General features: G+C 69.0%; 12 protein-coding genes. 1 reads left to right on the top strand and 11 read right to left on the bottom strand.

The features are described 5' to 3' along the window. Positions 1-3: 3 nt before the first annotated feature. A complete protein-coding gene (gene asnB, locus HOP12_13595; protein NOT35175.1) occupies positions 4-2,064 on the bottom strand; it encodes an asparagine synthase (glutamine-hydrolyzing) in 2,061 nt (686 codons plus the stop codon). Between the two features lie 2 nt (positions 2,065-2,066). Then, positions 2,067-3,548, bottom strand: coding sequence for an oligosaccharide flippase family protein (locus tag HOP12_13590; GenBank protein ID NOT35174.1), 1,482 nt, complete (start codon positions 3,546-3,548; stop codon positions 2,067-2,069). A 122-nt stretch (positions 3,549-3,670) separates the two neighbouring features. On the opposite strand from HOP12_13590, the gene HOP12_13585 reads away from it, so the two are divergent. Beyond that, complete coding sequence (locus HOP12_13585) at positions 3,671-4,927, top strand: glycosyltransferase (protein ID NOT35173.1); 1,257 nt, start codon at positions 3,671-3,673, stop codon at positions 4,925-4,927. On the opposite strand, the gene HOP12_13580 is transcribed toward HOP12_13585, so the two are convergent. The 9 genes from HOP12_13580 to HOP12_13540 all read right to left on the bottom strand — a co-directional run bounded on the left by HOP12_13580 (position 4,899) and on the right by HOP12_13540 (position 15,791). Then, a complete protein-coding gene (locus tag HOP12_13580) occupies positions 4,899-5,732 on the bottom strand; it encodes a class I SAM-dependent methyltransferase (GenBank protein NOT35172.1) in 834 nt (277 codons plus the stop codon). The two genes, HOP12_13585 and HOP12_13580, sit on opposite strands and share 29 nt — an antisense overlap. Beyond that, positions 5,729-6,667, bottom strand: coding sequence for a glycosyltransferase family 2 protein (locus HOP12_13575; GenBank protein ID NOT35171.1), 939 nt, complete (start codon positions 6,665-6,667; stop codon positions 5,729-5,731). The genes HOP12_13580 and HOP12_13575 overlap by 4 nt, the downstream gene beginning before the upstream one ends. Continuing rightward, positions 6,664-8,310 carry a hypothetical protein gene (locus HOP12_13570; GenBank protein ID NOT35170.1) on the bottom strand — a complete coding sequence of 549 codons (1,647 nt, stop codon included), beginning with the start codon at positions 8,308-8,310 and terminating at the stop codon, positions 6,664-6,666. Before HOP12_13570 ends, HOP12_13575 begins: the two co-directional genes overlap by 4 nt. Further along, complete coding sequence (locus HOP12_13565; protein ID NOT35169.1) at positions 8,307-9,446, bottom strand: glycosyltransferase; 1,140 nt, start codon at positions 9,444-9,446, stop codon at positions 8,307-8,309. The genes HOP12_13570 and HOP12_13565 overlap by 4 nt, the downstream gene beginning before the upstream one ends. A 1-nt stretch (position 9,447) precedes the next feature. Next, the gene (locus tag HOP12_13560) at positions 9,448-10,485 is read right to left on the bottom strand and encodes a GHMP kinase (protein ID NOT35168.1); all 1,038 of its coding nucleotides are present in this window, start codon (positions 10,483-10,485) and stop codon (positions 9,448-9,450) included. Continuing rightward, positions 10,482-11,192 (bottom strand): NTP transferase domain-containing protein, encoded by a 711-nt coding sequence (locus HOP12_13555; GenBank protein ID NOT35167.1) that lies wholly within the window; start codon positions 11,190-11,192, stop codon positions 10,482-10,484. The genes HOP12_13560 and HOP12_13555 overlap by 4 nt, the downstream gene beginning before the upstream one ends. A gap of 22 nt (positions 11,193-11,214) precedes the next feature. Continuing rightward, complete coding sequence (locus tag HOP12_13550) at positions 11,215-12,162, bottom strand: glycosyltransferase family 2 protein (GenBank protein ID NOT35166.1); 948 nt, start codon at positions 12,160-12,162, stop codon at positions 11,215-11,217. A 70-nt stretch (positions 12,163-12,232) separates the two neighbouring features. After that, positions 12,233-13,180, bottom strand: a complete 948-nt coding sequence (locus HOP12_13545; GenBank protein NOT35165.1) for an NAD-dependent epimerase/dehydratase family protein — start codon at positions 13,178-13,180, stop codon at positions 12,233-12,235. Between the two features lie 4 nt (positions 13,181-13,184). Then, positions 13,185-15,791: a DUF2723 domain-containing protein gene (locus HOP12_13540; protein ID NOT35164.1), complete on the bottom strand. Its 2,607-nt coding sequence runs from the start codon at positions 15,789-15,791 to the stop codon at positions 13,185-13,187. Positions 15,792-15,849: the final 58 nt, after the last annotated feature.

The raw sequence follows: 15,849 nt of genomic DNA, 5'->3' as shown, positions 1-15,849 counted from the left end.
AACTCAGGCCGCTCCGACGGTCTCCTGCTCGATCCGCTGCTGCACCTGTTCATAGTTGAGGTGCAGCCCGGGGTGGGTGTAGTCCGGCTGGGCGCGTTCGATCACCCGAGGATCCGCCACGACGTATTCGCGCGCCCATGCCTCGAGCGACAGCCACCGCCACACCTGGAGACCCAGGTTGCGGCCCGCCGCGAACTCGGCCAGCCGTTCACGCATCGCATCGGGATTCACCCACGCGTGGAGTGCACCCGGAGTGAGCAACCGACGCCGCAGCTCGCCGGCCTCGCGACCCCGCAACCACAGGTCGGTCGGCGTTTCGAAGCCCATCTTGTCGCGACGCTCGAGCACGCGCTGAGGGATCCGATCGGCGAGCGCGCGGCGCAGAATCGACTTGGTGGTGGTGCCGGAGAGCTTCTGTTCGTCGGGCAGCGAGAACGCGAACTCGACCACTCGGTAGTCGAGAAACGGCAGCCGCGTCTCGATGCCGAACGCCATGCTGTTGCGATCTTCGTAGCGCAGCAGAGACGGCAGCAGCCGCTGCGTCGCGTCGAACACCTGCTGGGCGCGCACCGCGGTGCCCCAGCCGGCGGGCGGCCCGGGCGACTCGATTTCGCGTCCCCTCAGGTCCTCTCCCAGCACGCGATCCTTGCCCTGTCCGAACGCGCGCCGCAACGGGCGGACGAGCGCCGCCGGCAGCCATGGCTCGAAGGCGAGCGCGAACGTGTGGACGAGCCCGAGCCGCTGCGCCACGCCACCCAGGTCCCGCACGAAGCTCCCGACGTCGCCGGTCGCGAGCAGGTCGCGCAACCGCAGCGGCAGGTAGCGAAAGTAGCCGGCGAGGATCTCGTCGCCGCCCTGACCATCGAGCAGCACTCGCAATCCGCTGCCGTGCGCGAGGTCCATCACCTTCCACTGCGAGTAGACACCGGGGCCCGCGGTCGGTTCGGCCTGCGACTCCACGATGCGGTCGAATACCGTCCAGAAGTCGCGACCATCGGGCACCACCAGATGAGACGTGGCGCCGCTCGCCTCGATGACCGAGCGCATGAAGGGGCGCTCGTCGAATGCCGGACCCTCTTCGTAGGCAACCGTGAATGCATGCATGGGTCGTTCGAGCTGGCGTGCGGCGGTGGTAACGACGGCGCTCGAGTCGGTACCGCCCGACAGGCACGCGCCGACTTCGACGTCGGCCCGCAGCCGAATGCGCACGGCGTCGGTGAAGAGGTCGCGAAACCGCGCCTCCCACTCGGCGGTCGATCCGGTCGCACGGGCGTCGGGATCCAGCGTCCACCACCGACGGATGGAAAGCCCGTCGCGACCCAGCGTCAGCGAGTGCCCGGGGGCCAGCGAAACGAGTCCGTCGAAAAAGGTGTGTGTGTCGTGATCGACCCAGTCGAGCGCCACCAGATCGCGCACCGCCGCGAGGCGCGCCTGGATACGCTGCGGCTGGGTGAGCACCAGCGCGCGGGGCTCCGATGCGAACGCGAATCGACTGCCATCCCACTGGTAGTAGAACGGTTTGACGCCCAGCCGGTCGCGCGCGCAGAACAATTTTTGCGAGCCGCCGTCCCACAGTGCGAAGGCGAACATGCCATTCAGGCGAGAGAGGCAGTCGGCGCCCCAGGCGCGATAGGCGGCGAGGATTACTTCGGTATCGCTGGTACCGACGAACGTCGCCCCACCGCGCTTCAGTTCGTCACGCAACTCGACGTGGTTGTAGATCTCGCCGTTGTAGGTGATCCACAGGCGACCCTCGCCGTCGCACATCGGCTGATGACCGGTCGGCCCGAGATCGACGATCGCGAGCCGGCGATGCGCCAGACCGATCTGGAACGAGGCGTCGCGGACCGCCCCGTCCTGGCGCCCGGGCGCGAAGCGAAGCCCGCTCGCGAATGCTTCGCGCGGCGTGTCGGGACCGCCCATGGTGATCACCGCACCGGAGCGATCGATCAGCACCGCCCCTTCGTCGTGGGGCCCGCGGTGCCGCATCAGCCGCTGCATATGGTGGAGTCGACCCAGGTCCACGCGTTCGTCACGGCAATAGAGTCCGGCGATCCCGCACATGATCAGTCCTCTCGGCTCTCGCGATCCGGTTCTCGAGCTGCGGCGGTCGCACGCGCAAGCTGAGCCTCGGTCAGGCTCCAGGCGCGCGTCACCGCGAGCACCCCAGCGAACAGCACCACCACGCCCGCGCGCGCCAACCATCCGAGCGGTCCGGCCGGAATCCATCCCGGCACGGAGACGAACAGCGCGAGCACGAGTCCCGCTCCGAGCACCATGGCCGCGCGCGCCCCCTGGTAGGGCAGCGGATACAGGTGTTGGGCCGCGCGGTAGGTCAGCACGGCGGCGGTGGCGTAGGCGCAGCACGTCGCGGCCGCAGCGCCCGCGACCCCGAAGCGGGGCGTGAGCAGCGCCTGCGCGACCGCGTCGACCACCACGGCGAGTCCGGCTGTCCCTGCCAGCCACCAGGTTCGAAGCGAGAGGCTCACCCCGATGGCGGCGAGAGTGTACGCGCCGTATGCGGCGGCGGCAAAAGCGAGCCATGCAACCGCGACCGTGATGTCGCGGTAGACCGGCGGCACCAGCCACTCGAGCACCAGCGGCGCGGCGGCCGAGATCGCGAGCCCTCCGACCGCCATCAACGCCGCGAAGCCCGCGAACACTCGCGCGAACATGCGCCCCGCCGCCGCACCGGTTGCGGCGGCGCGCGCGTACGCGATCGGGCCGTAGGCAAGCTGGAAGCCCGACACTGCGAGCGTGGCGACCGCGAAGAACTTCATCGCCACCGAATAGGCACCGACGTCGGCGAGCGTGTGCGAGCGCAGCAGGAAGAATCGGTCGAGGCTCGCCATGAGCCCGAATGCGAACGCCGCCGGCACCAGCGGCAGGCCGAACGCGAGCATGCGACGCAGCGTCGCGCCCTCGAACCGGAAGCGGATCGAATGGCGCAGCAGCAGCAATCCGAGCAGCGCCGCACAACCGTCCGCCGCGAGTCGTCCGTACAGAACGCCCACGACGCCGATGTCGCGGACCACCACCAGGTAGAGCGCCAGCGCCACCGCGACGAGGGTCTGGAGCAGGTTCATCGCGATGAACTTGTCGGGTTGGAAGGTCACCCGCAGCACATCGTTCGCGAACAACGTCAGGAGGGTGAACGGCACGGTTGCCGCGCCGATCGCGACGTACTTGGTGTAGACCGCGTTACCGAGCAGCGACACCGCGATCGGCCGCGCCAGCATCAGCAACACGAGCGCGACCGCCAGGCCGAGCGCGAGCCGGAACCACAGCGACGTCGAGGTCATGCCGATGCGGGCCGCACGATCGGTCGCGCCATAGAAGAAGCGCGCCAGCGCCGCGTCCATGCCGAGCACCAGCAGGAAGATCGCGGTTTGCGAATACGCGACCACCAGCTCCGAGACTGCGTACTCGGCGGGTGCCAGCACGCGCGTGAGCACCGGAACCAGCAGCAGCTGCACCGCTCGACCGCCGAACTGGCCGAGCCCGTAGACCAGCGACTCGCCGCGCAGTTGCTTCAGCGCGTCGCGCACGGCGACCGATCGAGCGGGAAGAGCGTCATCGCGCGCAGCCTAGGTGGCGACGGCACGTCCTGACAAACCGCGCTATGCTGCCGCACTTCGACCTTCGTCGCTCACCCCGAGGCCGGCTCTCGATGCGGTTGTTCATCGTTCCCTCCTGGTACCCGCACGCCTGTTTTCCGTTCGAAGGTGCATTCGCACGTGATCAGGCGCTTGCGCTCGGCACGTTGCGCCCCGAATGGAGGGTGGGACTCGGGTTGTGGAATCAGGGCGAGGGCTTCGTTTCGCCCGACCACCTGAGACGCTCGCCGCGCTGTCTGTTGCGCGCACTCGCTCGGCTTTCGGAACCGCCGCGCACGACGCCACTGACCGCGAACGTGTTCGAGTTCGAGCACGCCGCCCTGGCGACCAGTCAGCGCTGGAATGGTGGCAATCGCCAAGCGCTGCTGGCCGCGAGCCGCCGGAACTGGCAGCGGGCATCTCGTGACTGGGGTGCGATCGACGTCATTCACGCGCACGGCAGTTACCCGGGCGGCTGGGTCGCGATGCAGCTCGCTCGCGAACACCGCGTGCCCTACGTGATCACCGAGCACATGGCGCCGTTTCCGCTCGCCGTCTATGCGCGTCGCGACGGGACGCTGCTTCCAATCCTGGCCGAACCGCTCGCCAACGCCTCCGCGATCGTGGCCGTGAGCGGCGCGCTCGCGCGGCGCATCGAGCAGTTCGGATTTCCGGCCCCCGAGGTGGTTCCGAACGTGGTGGACGAACGGTTCTTCGCTCCCGCCCCGGCACCTCCGGACACCCCCCGAGGATTCACGTTCTTCCTGCTCGGCGGCATGACCGCACGCAAAGGCGTGAGCGAACTGTTGCAGGCGCTCGCCGATCTCCTGCCGCGCCTGTCCGAACTGCACCGCGCCGGAGTGCGGCTGAGGATCGGGGGCGACGGACCGGACCTCCCGCGCTTTCGCGCCGAGGCACAACGTCTCGGGCTCGCGGAGCGCGTGAGCTGGCTCGGCATGCTCGCTCCCGAGCGCGCACTCGAGGAGTTCCAGCGCTGCGATGCATTCGTGCTGCCGAGTCGGGCGGAATCGTTCGGCATCGTCTACGTCGAAGCACTCGCGTGCGGCAAGCCGGTCATCGCGACACGCTGCGGCGGGCCCGACGAAGTCGTCGACGACACGAACGGCGTGTTGTTGCCGGTCGGCGACGCGGCGGCGTTGCGCGACGCCCTCGCCGCCTTCGTCGTCGGTGCCAGGCACTTCGACCCGGTGCGGCTGCGCGCCGATGCGCTGGCGCGGTTCGGCCGCTCCGCGGTGGTGGGGCGGCTCGAACGCGTCTACGAACGGGTGTTGGCGAGCCCCGTCACCCGCGCGGTCGGCCGAGCGGATTGAGCTCGCCGCAGTAGGGGCACTGCCAGGTGCGCGGAGTCGGAAGGGGTGGCGACAGCACCGCGAGTTCCCCGCACTCGCGACACACGTGTGTGACGCGGCGTTCGACCCACGGGCCGCTCACGCCACGCCGAAACGTCATCACGAAGTTCGCGTCAGCCGCCAGGTCCACACCGGTCGCCCGGTGCAGGCCCGCGAGCGCGTTCGTGAACGGGCCCTGCAGGCGCTTGGTTCGCGCGTCGTTCATCCACGAGAAGCCGGCCGGCACGCGCGCGAACGCGGTCAGTCCCATGCCGCGCGACGCGAACAGGCGGGTGAGCTGCTCGAAGTCGAAGCGCTGCTGATGCTCGATGCGCTTGCGAAACTTGCCGAGCGCATACTTGGCGAAGTAGCCCGCGAATCGATAGAGGCGATCGTCGAACGCGGCCGCGCGCGGCACCGACAGGTACAGCGTGCCGTCCGGTTTCGTGACCCGCACCAGCTCGTCGCAACAAGGCGCGAGCTCGGTGACGTGCTCGAGCACGTAGTGGCACACCGTGAGGTCGAATCGGCCATCGCGTAGCGGCAGTCGCGCCAGGTCGCCGCGAAAGACATTCACATTCGGCGCCCGAGTCGGCGGGCCGGGCGGGAACTTGACGTCGAAACCGGTAATGGCGAAGTCGGGGCGGCTCGGATAGTCCCACGAACCGGGCCCGCAGCCGGCGTCGAGCACGTGCGCACCGGCGGGTGCGGCCGCCACCAGCTCGCGCACGAACAGCGGCGGCTCGCCGGCCCCGCGCTCGGGCATGCGAATCCAGGCGGCGCTCACGGCTTGACCTCGCGAGGCGAGCGACCGCGCACGGCATCGAACAGCGCACGCGGCACTGCGAGGGCGGCTGCCAGGTGACCGCGGGCTGCGAGCCAGGCCGCCAGCACCACCTGCTGCGCGAGGAATGCGGGCAGCCAGGTGAGTGCGCCGAGGCCACGGGAGTGCGTCGCGAACAATCGCCAGTTCGCGCGCAGGCGCTGATAGATCTTCCACGGGCTCGAGGCCCCCGATGAGGCGGAGACTTCGTGCCACAGCCGCGCGGTCGGCACGAACAGCAGGCGCAAGCCTGCGGCCCGCACGCGCAGCGACCAGTCCGCGTCCTCGGCGTAGAGGTAGTACCTCTCGTCGAGGCCTCCGACCTGCTCCCACACCGCGCGCAGCGCCACCACGCAACAGCCGGTGCAGTAGCCGGTGTCTTCGACCACGCGCCACTGCCCTTCATCGAGTGCTCGGAGCCCGCGGTGCGAGGCGTGTCCGAGTGCTGGAAGGCAACGCCCGCCCGCGTACCAGATGCGGCGCGTCGGGGCACCGAAGTAGATCAGCGGCGCGGCCGCCCCGGCGCGCGGCTCCTGCTCGAGTGCCAGCAGCAGGTGCTCGCAGAGTCCCGGATCGGCCTGAGTGTCGTTGTTGATCAGCATCACGGCGTCGGCGCCGTGCGCAAGCGCGTGCGAGAGCCCGGCGTTGTTACCGCCCGCGAACATTCGATTGTCGGGCAGCTCGAGCCACTCGACGTCTCGGAACTCGGTTCGTAGCGTCGCGACCGAACCATCGGTCGAGCCGTTGTCGATCACCAGCAGGTGATGGCGCCAGCCGGCCGGCATGCGACACGCGAGCAGGCTCGGCAGCAGGCGCCGCGTGTCAGCAAGTCCGTTCCAGTTGAGCACCAGTGACCAGAGCGTTCGCGAAGCCTGCGGCGCGGCGGACGCGGAACTCATGCTTCCCGCCGGGCGGCGACACGTGCCCGCAGGGCCGCGGCGAGTCCGAAGGCGAGCAGCAGAAGCGCGACGGCCTGCAGTGGCAGCCGCGGGAGGCCGGCGTAGGCGGCGTAGGTCCACCAGAAGTCGAGCGCACGCAGCAGTTGGGCCTGATCGACCGCGCTCACCCCGAGGCGTCCGGGCGGCGCCGCCGCACTCGAGTCGATGGCCGCCGGTGCGGCGGCCGAGAGCTCGAGCCGCGGCGCATCGCCGCGTGCTTCGGCCGAGGCATTCGCGATCAACAGACGCCAGTGGCCGAGAATCGGCGAGAACCTGGGATTGAAGTGCGCGTCGCTCATGAATCGTGGATCCGAGAGCGCAAGTCGATACGGATAGTCGCCGGCCGACCGCATCTGCGCCCCGAAGTGGATTCCCACGCCGCCGAGCTGAACCAGCAGGCCCGCCAGCGCGAGCCACTGCGCCGCGCGACGCCGCGCGCGCGAGGGGTGTTGCAGACCGAACGCCACCAGCAGGAAAGCGACCGGCAACAACGGCACCAGATAGCGGGGGCCGAACGAACCATCGCCCGCCCAGTGCTCGAAGGTGCCGTACAGCAGCAGCGCCATCGCCGCCATGCCCGCGATCGCAGGCGCCGCGCGCCGCAGGTCGTCGAAGCGATGCTCGACAACGACCTCGGACTCGCTCGGCCTCCACCCTCGCGGCAGGAATCGCGCGAGCCCTCGTAGCGCGCGCTGAAAGCGACTGGGCTCGTGACGCGCTTCGTCGTGCGGACGGTGCAGTTTGCGCCACGCGCCGGGCAGCAGCCACAGCGCCGGTGCGAACCACATCACGCCCTTACCCGACGACAGCAAGAGTCCGTAGACGCCGACCCATAGCGGCGTCGTGTACGCCGCGAAGCTCGCCTGCGCGCCGTAGCCGGTCTCGAGTGGCGTGCCGAAGCGCGCAACGTTGTAGCCGAGGTGCGCGAGCAGCGCGCTCCCGAGTCCGATCGCGAACGGCAGCCAGCGCTGCGGCGCCTGTGCGCGCAGCGGCAGCAGCGCCACCAGCGCGAACGGCAGCATGCTGAGCTTGGCACCGACGGCGAGGAACACACCGACGCCGCCCGCACGACGCCACCGCGGTTCGTCCGCGAACGACGCGCCGGCCAGCGCCAGCAGCACTCCGAGCGCCTGCAGGGGTTCGGCCATGAAGCTCTTCGCATACACCCACAGCGGGGTCGTGAAGCCGAGCAATGCCACCCCCGCGAGTGCCGCGGGGGCTCGAATCCCGAAGCGGCGTGCGGCCACGTAGAACGCCGCGAGCAGCAGCGCGGCAATCAACGCATTGAGGAGCGAGGCGACACAGCGGGCGGCCAGCTCGCGCCTCGCCGGTGGCAGTCCCGCGAGCTGCGCCGCGCCATCACCGATCGCGACCAGCGGCAGCGCGACCACCGCCTGCAGGGCGCTGTTCTTGGTATAGAAGCGGCCGTCGCGGCCCGCCAGCGTGGCACCCTCGGGCACCGCCACGCCGCCGCGCATCAGGGCACGCGAGAGCTCGAGCATGGTGACCTCATCGCTTCCGACGATTCGTCCTCCGCCGGTCGCGGCATAGATCAGAAATGCGGCGATCGCGATCCAGCGCGCGGTGCGAGCGGTCCCGGTCATCGCCATCCTCGCGTGGGTGCGAGCGTGTCACCGAGCGCCAACACCTCGTTCGCGAGCACCTCCCACGAGTGCTCGGCCTGCAGGGCGCGCACGCCCTCGCGCAGCCGGGGCCCGAGCCGCTCGGCGAAGAAGCGTTGGATGGCTTCCGCGAGTGCTGCGGGATTCTCGGGCGGCGCCACCAGACCGGTCTCCCCCGGCTTCACGGTTTCCGCGAGTCCGCCGACGTCGGTCGTGATCACCGGCACGCCGAGCGCGTACGCCACGTGCGTGACGCCGCTCTGCGTGGCCGAGCGATAGGGCAGCACCACCACGTCGGCAGCCTTGAACAGCGCTTCCACTTCGTCGTCCGCGATGTAGCGATCGATCATCCGCACCGAGCCCGGCGAGTTCGCGTCGATGAGCGACTGGTAGGTGCCCGCCGGCTCGTAGTGCTCGCCCGCCACCACCAGCGTCGCCGCGCGGTTCGAGTGCACCTGCTTCCACGCCTCGAGCAGGATGTCGAGACCCTTGTAGCGGCGGACGTAGCCGAAGAACAGGGCGACCTCGCCTTCGAGCCCGAGCCGCGCGCGGGCGGTCTCGCGGGTGTAGCGTCCCTGATCGAAGTGCGCATAGAGCGGGTGCAGCACCCGGCGCCGCGTCGCACCGGGCTTGATCGTGTCGAGATCGCGCTCGACCTGATCCGACATCACCAGGTAGCCGTCGGAGTTTCGCATCATCCAGGCGGTGAAGGCGTCGTCGAACGGACGCTTCTCGTGCGGCACCAGGTTGTCGCACACCAGCGCGACACGGGTGCCTCGTTGCCGCAGCGGGCCGACGGCCGACGCGAATGCGGGACCGAAGAATGGCAGCCACCACTTGAGGATCACGAGCCCGGGCGCGAAGCGTTCGAGTTCCGCGGCGGTGCGCCGCCAGCTCCGAGGATCGATCGAGTCGAGAAGCGCCTCGACCGGAAGCTGCGGAGCCATCGCGTCGGGATCGCGCTGACTCGAGCCCGGAAACAGGAAATTCGGGTACTGCCTCGTGAACGTCACGCCGCGCACCTCGGCGCGCGCGGCGAGCGCCTCGCCCAGCAGTCCTAAGTACTGCGCGATTCCGCCGCGCCACGGGTGGAAAGGGCCGACCAGCGCGACGCGCATGTCAGGCCTTTCGGCCGCGTCCCCGCCAGCCCCAGGTCATGAGCCCGCGGCGCTCGAACTGGATCGGCACCACCTGCCCGCCGTTCTTCTCGAGCACCGCGGCCACCCGGTGCTTGCGATCGAAGCGGGTGAGCAGCATGAAGTAGCCACCCCCGCCGGCGCCCGGCATCTTCCCGCCGATCGCGCCTTCGCGTCGCGCGAGCTGGTAGAGCTTGTCGACGCGCGAGGTCGAGATCCCCTCGTCGAGCTTCTTCTTCGCCTCCCAGGCCTCGTGCAGCAGCTCGCCCATGCCGTCGACGTCGCCGAGCAGCAGTGCCTTCTTCATCTCGAGCGTCTCACGCTTGAGATGGTGCAGCGCGTTGACGGTGCGCTTGTGGCCCGAGCGGTAGCTCGCAGTCTGACGCTGGATGATGTTCGCCGACTGCCGCGTCTGCCCCATGTAGCACAGCAGCAGGCGGTACTCGAGTTCGCGCAACACGTGGGTCGGGACGCGCAGCGGATTGACGACCGTGGCGTCGCGTCCGAACTCGATGAAGTTGAAGCCGCCGAACGCCGCGGCGTACTGGTCCTGCCGTCCGCCCGCGAGCTTCATGTCCACGCGCTCGATCCGATACGCGAGCTCGGCGACTTCGTAGGACGTGAGCGACTTGCGCTTCCACTCCGCGAGCGCGCCGATCAGCGCGACGCACAACGTAGACGACGAACCGAGCCCCGAACCCGGCGGCGCGTCGCTGTGCACCCACAGGTCGAGCCCGGTCTTGGGCTTGAACTCGCGCACCACGGCCTTGATCAGGTCGAGATTCCCGTCGAGCTTGAGCCGCTTCGGATGGTCGTACTTGGCGACCACGTCGTAGTCGAGGCTCGCAATCGTGGTGCGTGAATCGCGCCGCGGCCGCAGCGAAGCGTAGGCGTACTGATTGATGGTCGCCGACAGGACCATGCCGCCGTGCTCTTCGGGGTAGGGCGATACGTCGGTCCCTCCGCCGCAGAACGACAGTCGCAGCGGCGCCTTGGCGCGCACATACGCCGGAACGCTCATGCCGTCGGGCCTCCCCGCATCGAGCCGAGATCGCGATCGGCGCGCTCCCAGTCCTCGGGCGTGCCGATGTCCCAGAACCCGCCGGCGACGCGCTCGCCGCGCAGACGCCCTTCTGCGGCGAGCCGCGGCAGCACGTCGCGCTCGAGCGACGAGGCGCCCTCCGGCAGCTCGCGCCACAACGCCCCGGAGCATGCCATCACGCCGCCGTTGACCCACGCGGCGCCGTTCCATTCGGGATCCTTCTCGACGAAGCGAATCATGCGGCCGGCATCATCGCACTCGACGCGGCCGCGCGCACGCGCGTCCGGCACCTGAAACAGCGCCAGCGACGCGACCGCGCCGTGCTGCCAGCGCGCCTGCTCGATCTGCCACGGGTCGCAGGGGGCGAACGTATCGCCGTTGAGCACCAGCGCCGCACCCGCGACGTGCGGGCGCGCCAGCGCCAGCGCGCCGCCGGTGCCGAGCGGCTCGCGCTCGATCGAGTACGCGAGTGCCACGCCTCCGGCATTCGCTCCCAGCTGCTCGAGCACCTGTTCGGAACCATGCCCCACACACAACACCGCCTCGCGCACGCCGTGCGACGCAAGCCACTCGAGCTGGTGCACCAGAAACGGGCGACCGCCGATCGGCGCGAGCGGCTTCGGCAGTTCTCCGAAGCGTCCGCGCAGGCGCGTGCCGAGTCCGCCGGCGAGGATGAACGCCTTCACGCGCGACTCCCGCGAGCGACGCTCAGGCGTCCTCCGCCAGGTTGTAGCGGGCGCGCAGCGGGTATTCGGCGCGCGCCGAGAGTGCCGCGATCATCTCTCCGAGCAGCCCCATCAGAATTAGCTGAACGCCGACCAGGCCGAGGCCTGCGCCGAACAGCATCAGCGGGCGCACGCGGATCGGCTCGCCGCCGATGAACAGCACGACGAAGTAGATCGCGACCGCGGCGGCCACTGCGATGAACGAGAGCCCGATGCGCCCGAACACATGCAACGGCTTCAAGCCGGCGGTCGAGATGAACGCCGCGGCCAGCAGGTCGAGGAACCCATTCACGAACCGCGAGGCGCCGAACTTGCTACGTCCGTAGCGGCGCGCGCGGTGCTGGACGATCGCCTCGGCGACCCGGAAGCCGCGCCAGTGCGCGAGCGCCGGCATGAACCGATGCAGCTCGCCGTAGACCTCGATCGACTCGACGACTTCCCGGCGATAGAGCTTGAAGCCGCAGTTGAAGTCATGCAGCCGCACGCCCGACACCCACGCGGTCACCGCGTTGAACAACTTGGAGGGCAGCGTCTTGGTGATCGGATCGTGGCGCTTCTGCTTCCAGCCCGACACCAGGTCGAAGCCTTCTTCGAGTTTCGCGATCAGGCGCGGCAGCTCGGCGGGATCGTCCTGCAGGTCGGCGTCGAGCGTGACGATCCACTCCCCTTGCGCGAGTCGGAAGCCGGTCGCGAGCCCCGCCGACTTTCCGAAGTTGCGTCTCAGAGAGACGCCGCGCACCCGCGCATCCGCGGCCGCCAGCTCGGCGATCACGCGATCGGAGCCGTCGCGCGAACCGTCGTCGATGTAGAGGATCTCCCACGCGGGCCCGAGTGCTTCGAGCGCGCGCGTCAGCTCGGCGTTCAGCTCGCGCAGGCTCTCGGCCTCGTTGAACAGCGGCACCACGGCCGAAATGTGGGGAGTGGCGGTCACCGGCGTCTTGCCTCCGTGTCGTCGAGCGTCCGTGCCCGATTCGGCGCGCGACGATACACCAGCCGCGGGGTCATGCGCCCGCGTACAGCTCCCGCGCCCACGCGGCCTCGGCCGCCAGGCCTTCCTCGATACCGACCTGCGGCACGTAGTCGAGATCGGCCTTCAAGCGGGTGGCATCCGCACGCGTACGCAGCGGATCACCGGGCGGGCGCGGCTGGAATTCGAGTTTCGCCTTCGCGCCGAGTGCCCGCTCGAGGATCTGGATCGATTCGAGCACATCGACCTGGGACCCGCCTCCCACGTTGTAGACGCCCTGCGGTTCGCTGCGCTTCCATGCCCGCACGTTCGCCTCGACGGCGTCCGAGATGAACGTGAAGTCGCGCGACTGCTTGCCGTCGCCGTAGATCGTGAGCGCGTCGCCGCGCAGCAGCGCGCGACAGAAGCGATGGAACGCCATGTCGGGGCGCTGGCGCGGCCCATAGACCGTGAAGTAGCGCAGCGCCGAGACCGGAACGCCGAAGTTGCGACCGTACAGCAGCACCAGGTGCTCGGCCGCCAGCTTGGTCACGCCGTAGGGCGAGAACGGCCGCGGCAGCATCGCCTCGTCGGTCGGATAGCGCTCGGCATCGCCGTACACCGACGACGAGGACGCATACACGAAGCGCTCGAGCGTAACGTCGCGATAGCGCTCGAGCAGCCGCTGAGTGGCGAGCACGTTGTGCGCGGTGTAGGTCGCGAACTCGGCACCCCACGACGCCCGGACGCCGGGCTGTGCGGCCTGGTGATAGATCACGTCGACCGTCGGCAGCGCCGCGAGATCGTCGCGTCCCAGGTCCAACTCGAGCAGCGTGAACGCCGGATGCGCGGAGGCCGAGGCGAGATTGCGCCGCTTGAGCGACGGATCGTAGTAGTCCGTGAAGCAGTCGACTCCGGTCACTCGCACGCCGTCGGCGAGCAGGCGTTCGGTCAGCGAGGAACCGATGAAACCGGCGGCGCCGGTGACGAGGGCGTGCGCCATGGCGTCAGGGCAACTGCGGCGGCGGCAGCGGCGGCGCGTTCGCGGACGGAGCGCGCCCGAGCTGACGCATGTGGCCGTCGTAGAGCGCGCGTACCTGTTCGTCGTCGGGCCGGATCGCGAGCCAGCGCTGCAGGTACTGGAGCGCCGGCTCGGTCTGGCCGCTCTCCCACAGCATCGAGTAGGCGCCGAGGTAGGCGTAGAAGTAACCGCGATCCAGATCGATCGCACGATTGAACTCGGCGAGCGCGCCCCGCAGATCACCCTGCAACATGCGGCCGACGCCCAGGTAGTAGTGCGCGTCGGGCAGCATCGGGTGACGCACCGCCATGCGCTCGAACAGGCGCGTGGCGCGCAGCGTGTCGCCACCGTCCAGATAGAAGCGTCCGAGCGGGATCATGACCTCGACGATGTCGGGGAACATGCGCTCGACGCGCTCCAGTTCCGCGACCGACTCGGCGTGGTCGCCGCGCTGCTGCGCCAGCTGCGCCAGCTCGAGATGTGCCGCTGCGTAGTTGCGGGTCAGCGTCGAGGCGTTCTCGTCTTTGTAGACGGTCGAATCCCAGCGCCCGTCGGCCGTGAACAGCCCGCGGTACTTGAAGGTCTCGTACAACGCCTGCCGCATCTTCGCTTCATCGGCGCGCGGCCCGAGCGTGTCGGGGTTCACGCGGTACACCAGCCCTTCGAGCGTGAAGTACTTGTCGAGGCCGCCGTGCTCGGGAACCGTGACCGCGAAATACGGCTGCTTCTTCCAGCCGCCGTCGGCGGCGCGGTTCGCCTCGTGGATGTGACCGATCATGATCTTGTTCGTCATCAGGATGTTGCCGTTCTCGTCCTGAACCGCTCCCGGTCCCAGCAACCGCACGGTCGCGTCGTCGAGGGTGATCGGAACCTTGGGCTCTTCGTCGCGCAACTGAAAGATGTACCAGTCGGTGTTGAGCAGGCTCATGTTGACGATGCGCACGTCCTTGCGGAACCCCTCGACCTGCTGGATGTACCACAGCGGGAAGGTGTCGTTGTCGCCGTTGGTGTAGATGAACGAGTTCGGCGCGAGCGTCGCGAGCATGTTGTAGGCGTAGTCGTGCGCCACGAAATTGTGGCTGCGGTCGTGCGTGAACCACAGATTGCGCGCCAGCAGCACCGGCTGCGCGAGCAGGATCGCGCCGCAGGCGGCGAGTCCCACGCGCTGCGCACCCTCCGCCTCGAAGGAGTCGCGGACCCACGCCATCAGCCACGCCGATCCCATGCCGATCCACAGGGCATACCAGTGGTATCCGGTGGTGAAGAAGTAGTCGCGGTCTCGGACTTCGGAGTCGGAGAAGTTGAGGAACAGGATCATTCCGGCGGTCGAGAACAGGAACATGGTGCCGGTGCTCGCGAAGCCGGTGCGATCGCGCCGCGACTGCCACACCAGGCCCATGATGCCGAGTCCGAGCGGAAGGATCACGGTCCACAGCCGGTCGCCGGGGAACAGCGGCCACTGACGACTGAAGTAGCGCCAGAACTCCTTGTTGAGCTGGGTCTCGACCACCTTGCCGCGGCGCACGAACATGCTGGTCTGCCCGTACTGCTTACGCTCCAGCTGGTCCTTCAGGCGCGACCAGTTCGAAGGGTCGCCTTCGTTGATCGCGGGGTGCTGAGCGGCGCGGATCGGCAGGTAGAGATGCGTCGAATAGCCGGCCACCATCAGGAACAACGCGAGCGCCAGGATGCGACCCTCGTGATGGCGACGCGCGAGCAACACCAGCGGTACGACGACCGAGGCGAGGGCGAGGAACGCGGTGCCGGGCGTGAACTCGCTGTCGCCAAGCGCCACCGTCATCGCGATGCCGGCGGCGAGTGCCGCGGCGCCGACCAGCCAGCCGTTGAGCTTCCGCTGATACGCGAAGATGATGAACTGAATGGTGAACAGTCCGATGATGCCGCCGGCCATGCGCTCGAGTCCGTAGGGCGCGAGCAACGCCGACAGGACCGGGGTGCCGAACATCAGTGCCGCGCGTCGATCGACGAGCCACATCATGACGAGCAGCGGCAACGCCAGCATTCCGACGCCGAGATGCAATCCGACGCACAGCCACATGAGGTAGACGCACATCAGCAGCGGTCCGGCGAGCGGGCGCTTCTCGTGCGCCTCCCACCACTTGAGCCCGAGCCAGAACACCAGGATCTGAGCGAGGCTCATGAGCGAGTAGACCTCGGCCTCGGTCGCGTTCTCCCAGAAGCTGTCCGAGAACGCGAGCAGCAACGCGCCGACCGTCGCACCGATCACCGCCAGCCATTCGTCGCTCGCTTTGCGCTCGGTGCCCTGCGCGAGACGGATGAGTCGCAGCGTCGTGAAGTAGGTCATCACGACGGCGAGCGCCGAGGCGATCGCGGACAGGCCGTTCACGCGTTCAGCGATCGAACCGAACGGAAGCAAGGTCGCGATGCGGCCCAGCATGACGTAGAACGGGGTGCCGGGCGGATGCGGAATGCCGAGGATCGTCGCGACCGCGATGAACTCGCCCGAGTCCCAGAACGGCACCGAGCGTTGCATGGAGAGCAGGTAGACGACGGCGGACAGCAGACCGACCAGGATGCCGCCGGCCCACGCGACACGCTTGCTCCACTGCATCGTACGAGTCCTCCGGGGAACGGCGCGCGGCGACGAAGATGCGGCCGCCGAGACTAGC

Source organism: Candidatus Eisenbacteria bacterium, assembly GCA_013140805.1.
GTDB lineage: Bacteria > Eisenbacteria > RBG-16-71-46 > RBG-16-71-46 > RBG-16-71-46 > JABFRW01.
This window is presented reverse-complemented; position numbering and strand designations above follow the sequence as displayed.

What these genes read in the sequence shown, in the direction of transcription:
- asnB (NOT35175.1), bottom strand. Translation starts at nt 2,064, where the DNA reads ATGTGCGGGATCGCCGGACTCTATTGCCGTGACGAACGCGTGGACCTG.
- HOP12_13585 (NOT35173.1), top strand. Translation starts at nt 3,671, where the DNA reads ATGCGGTTGTTCATCGTTCCCTCCTGGTACCCGCACGCCTGTTTTCCG.
- HOP12_13575 (NOT35171.1), bottom strand. Translation starts at nt 6,667, where the DNA reads ATGAGTTCCGCGTCCGCCGCGCCGCAGGCTTCGCGAACGCTCTGGTCA.
- HOP12_13570 (NOT35170.1), bottom strand. Translation starts at nt 8,310, where the DNA reads ATGACCGGGACCGCTCGCACCGCGCGCTGGATCGCGATCGCCGCATTT.
- HOP12_13565 (NOT35169.1), bottom strand. Translation starts at nt 9,446, where the DNA reads ATGCGCGTCGCGCTGGTCGGCCCTTTCCACCCGTGGCGCGGCGGAATC.
- HOP12_13560 (NOT35168.1), bottom strand. Translation starts at nt 10,485, where the DNA reads ATGAGCGTTCCGGCGTATGTGCGCGCCAAGGCGCCGCTGCGACTGTCG.
- HOP12_13545 (NOT35165.1), bottom strand. Translation starts at nt 13,180, where the DNA reads ATGGCGCACGCCCTCGTCACCGGCGCCGCCGGTTTCATCGGTTCCTCG.
- HOP12_13540 (NOT35164.1), bottom strand. Translation starts at nt 15,791, where the DNA reads ATGCAGTGGAGCAAGCGTGTCGCGTGGGCCGGCGGCATCCTGGTCGGT.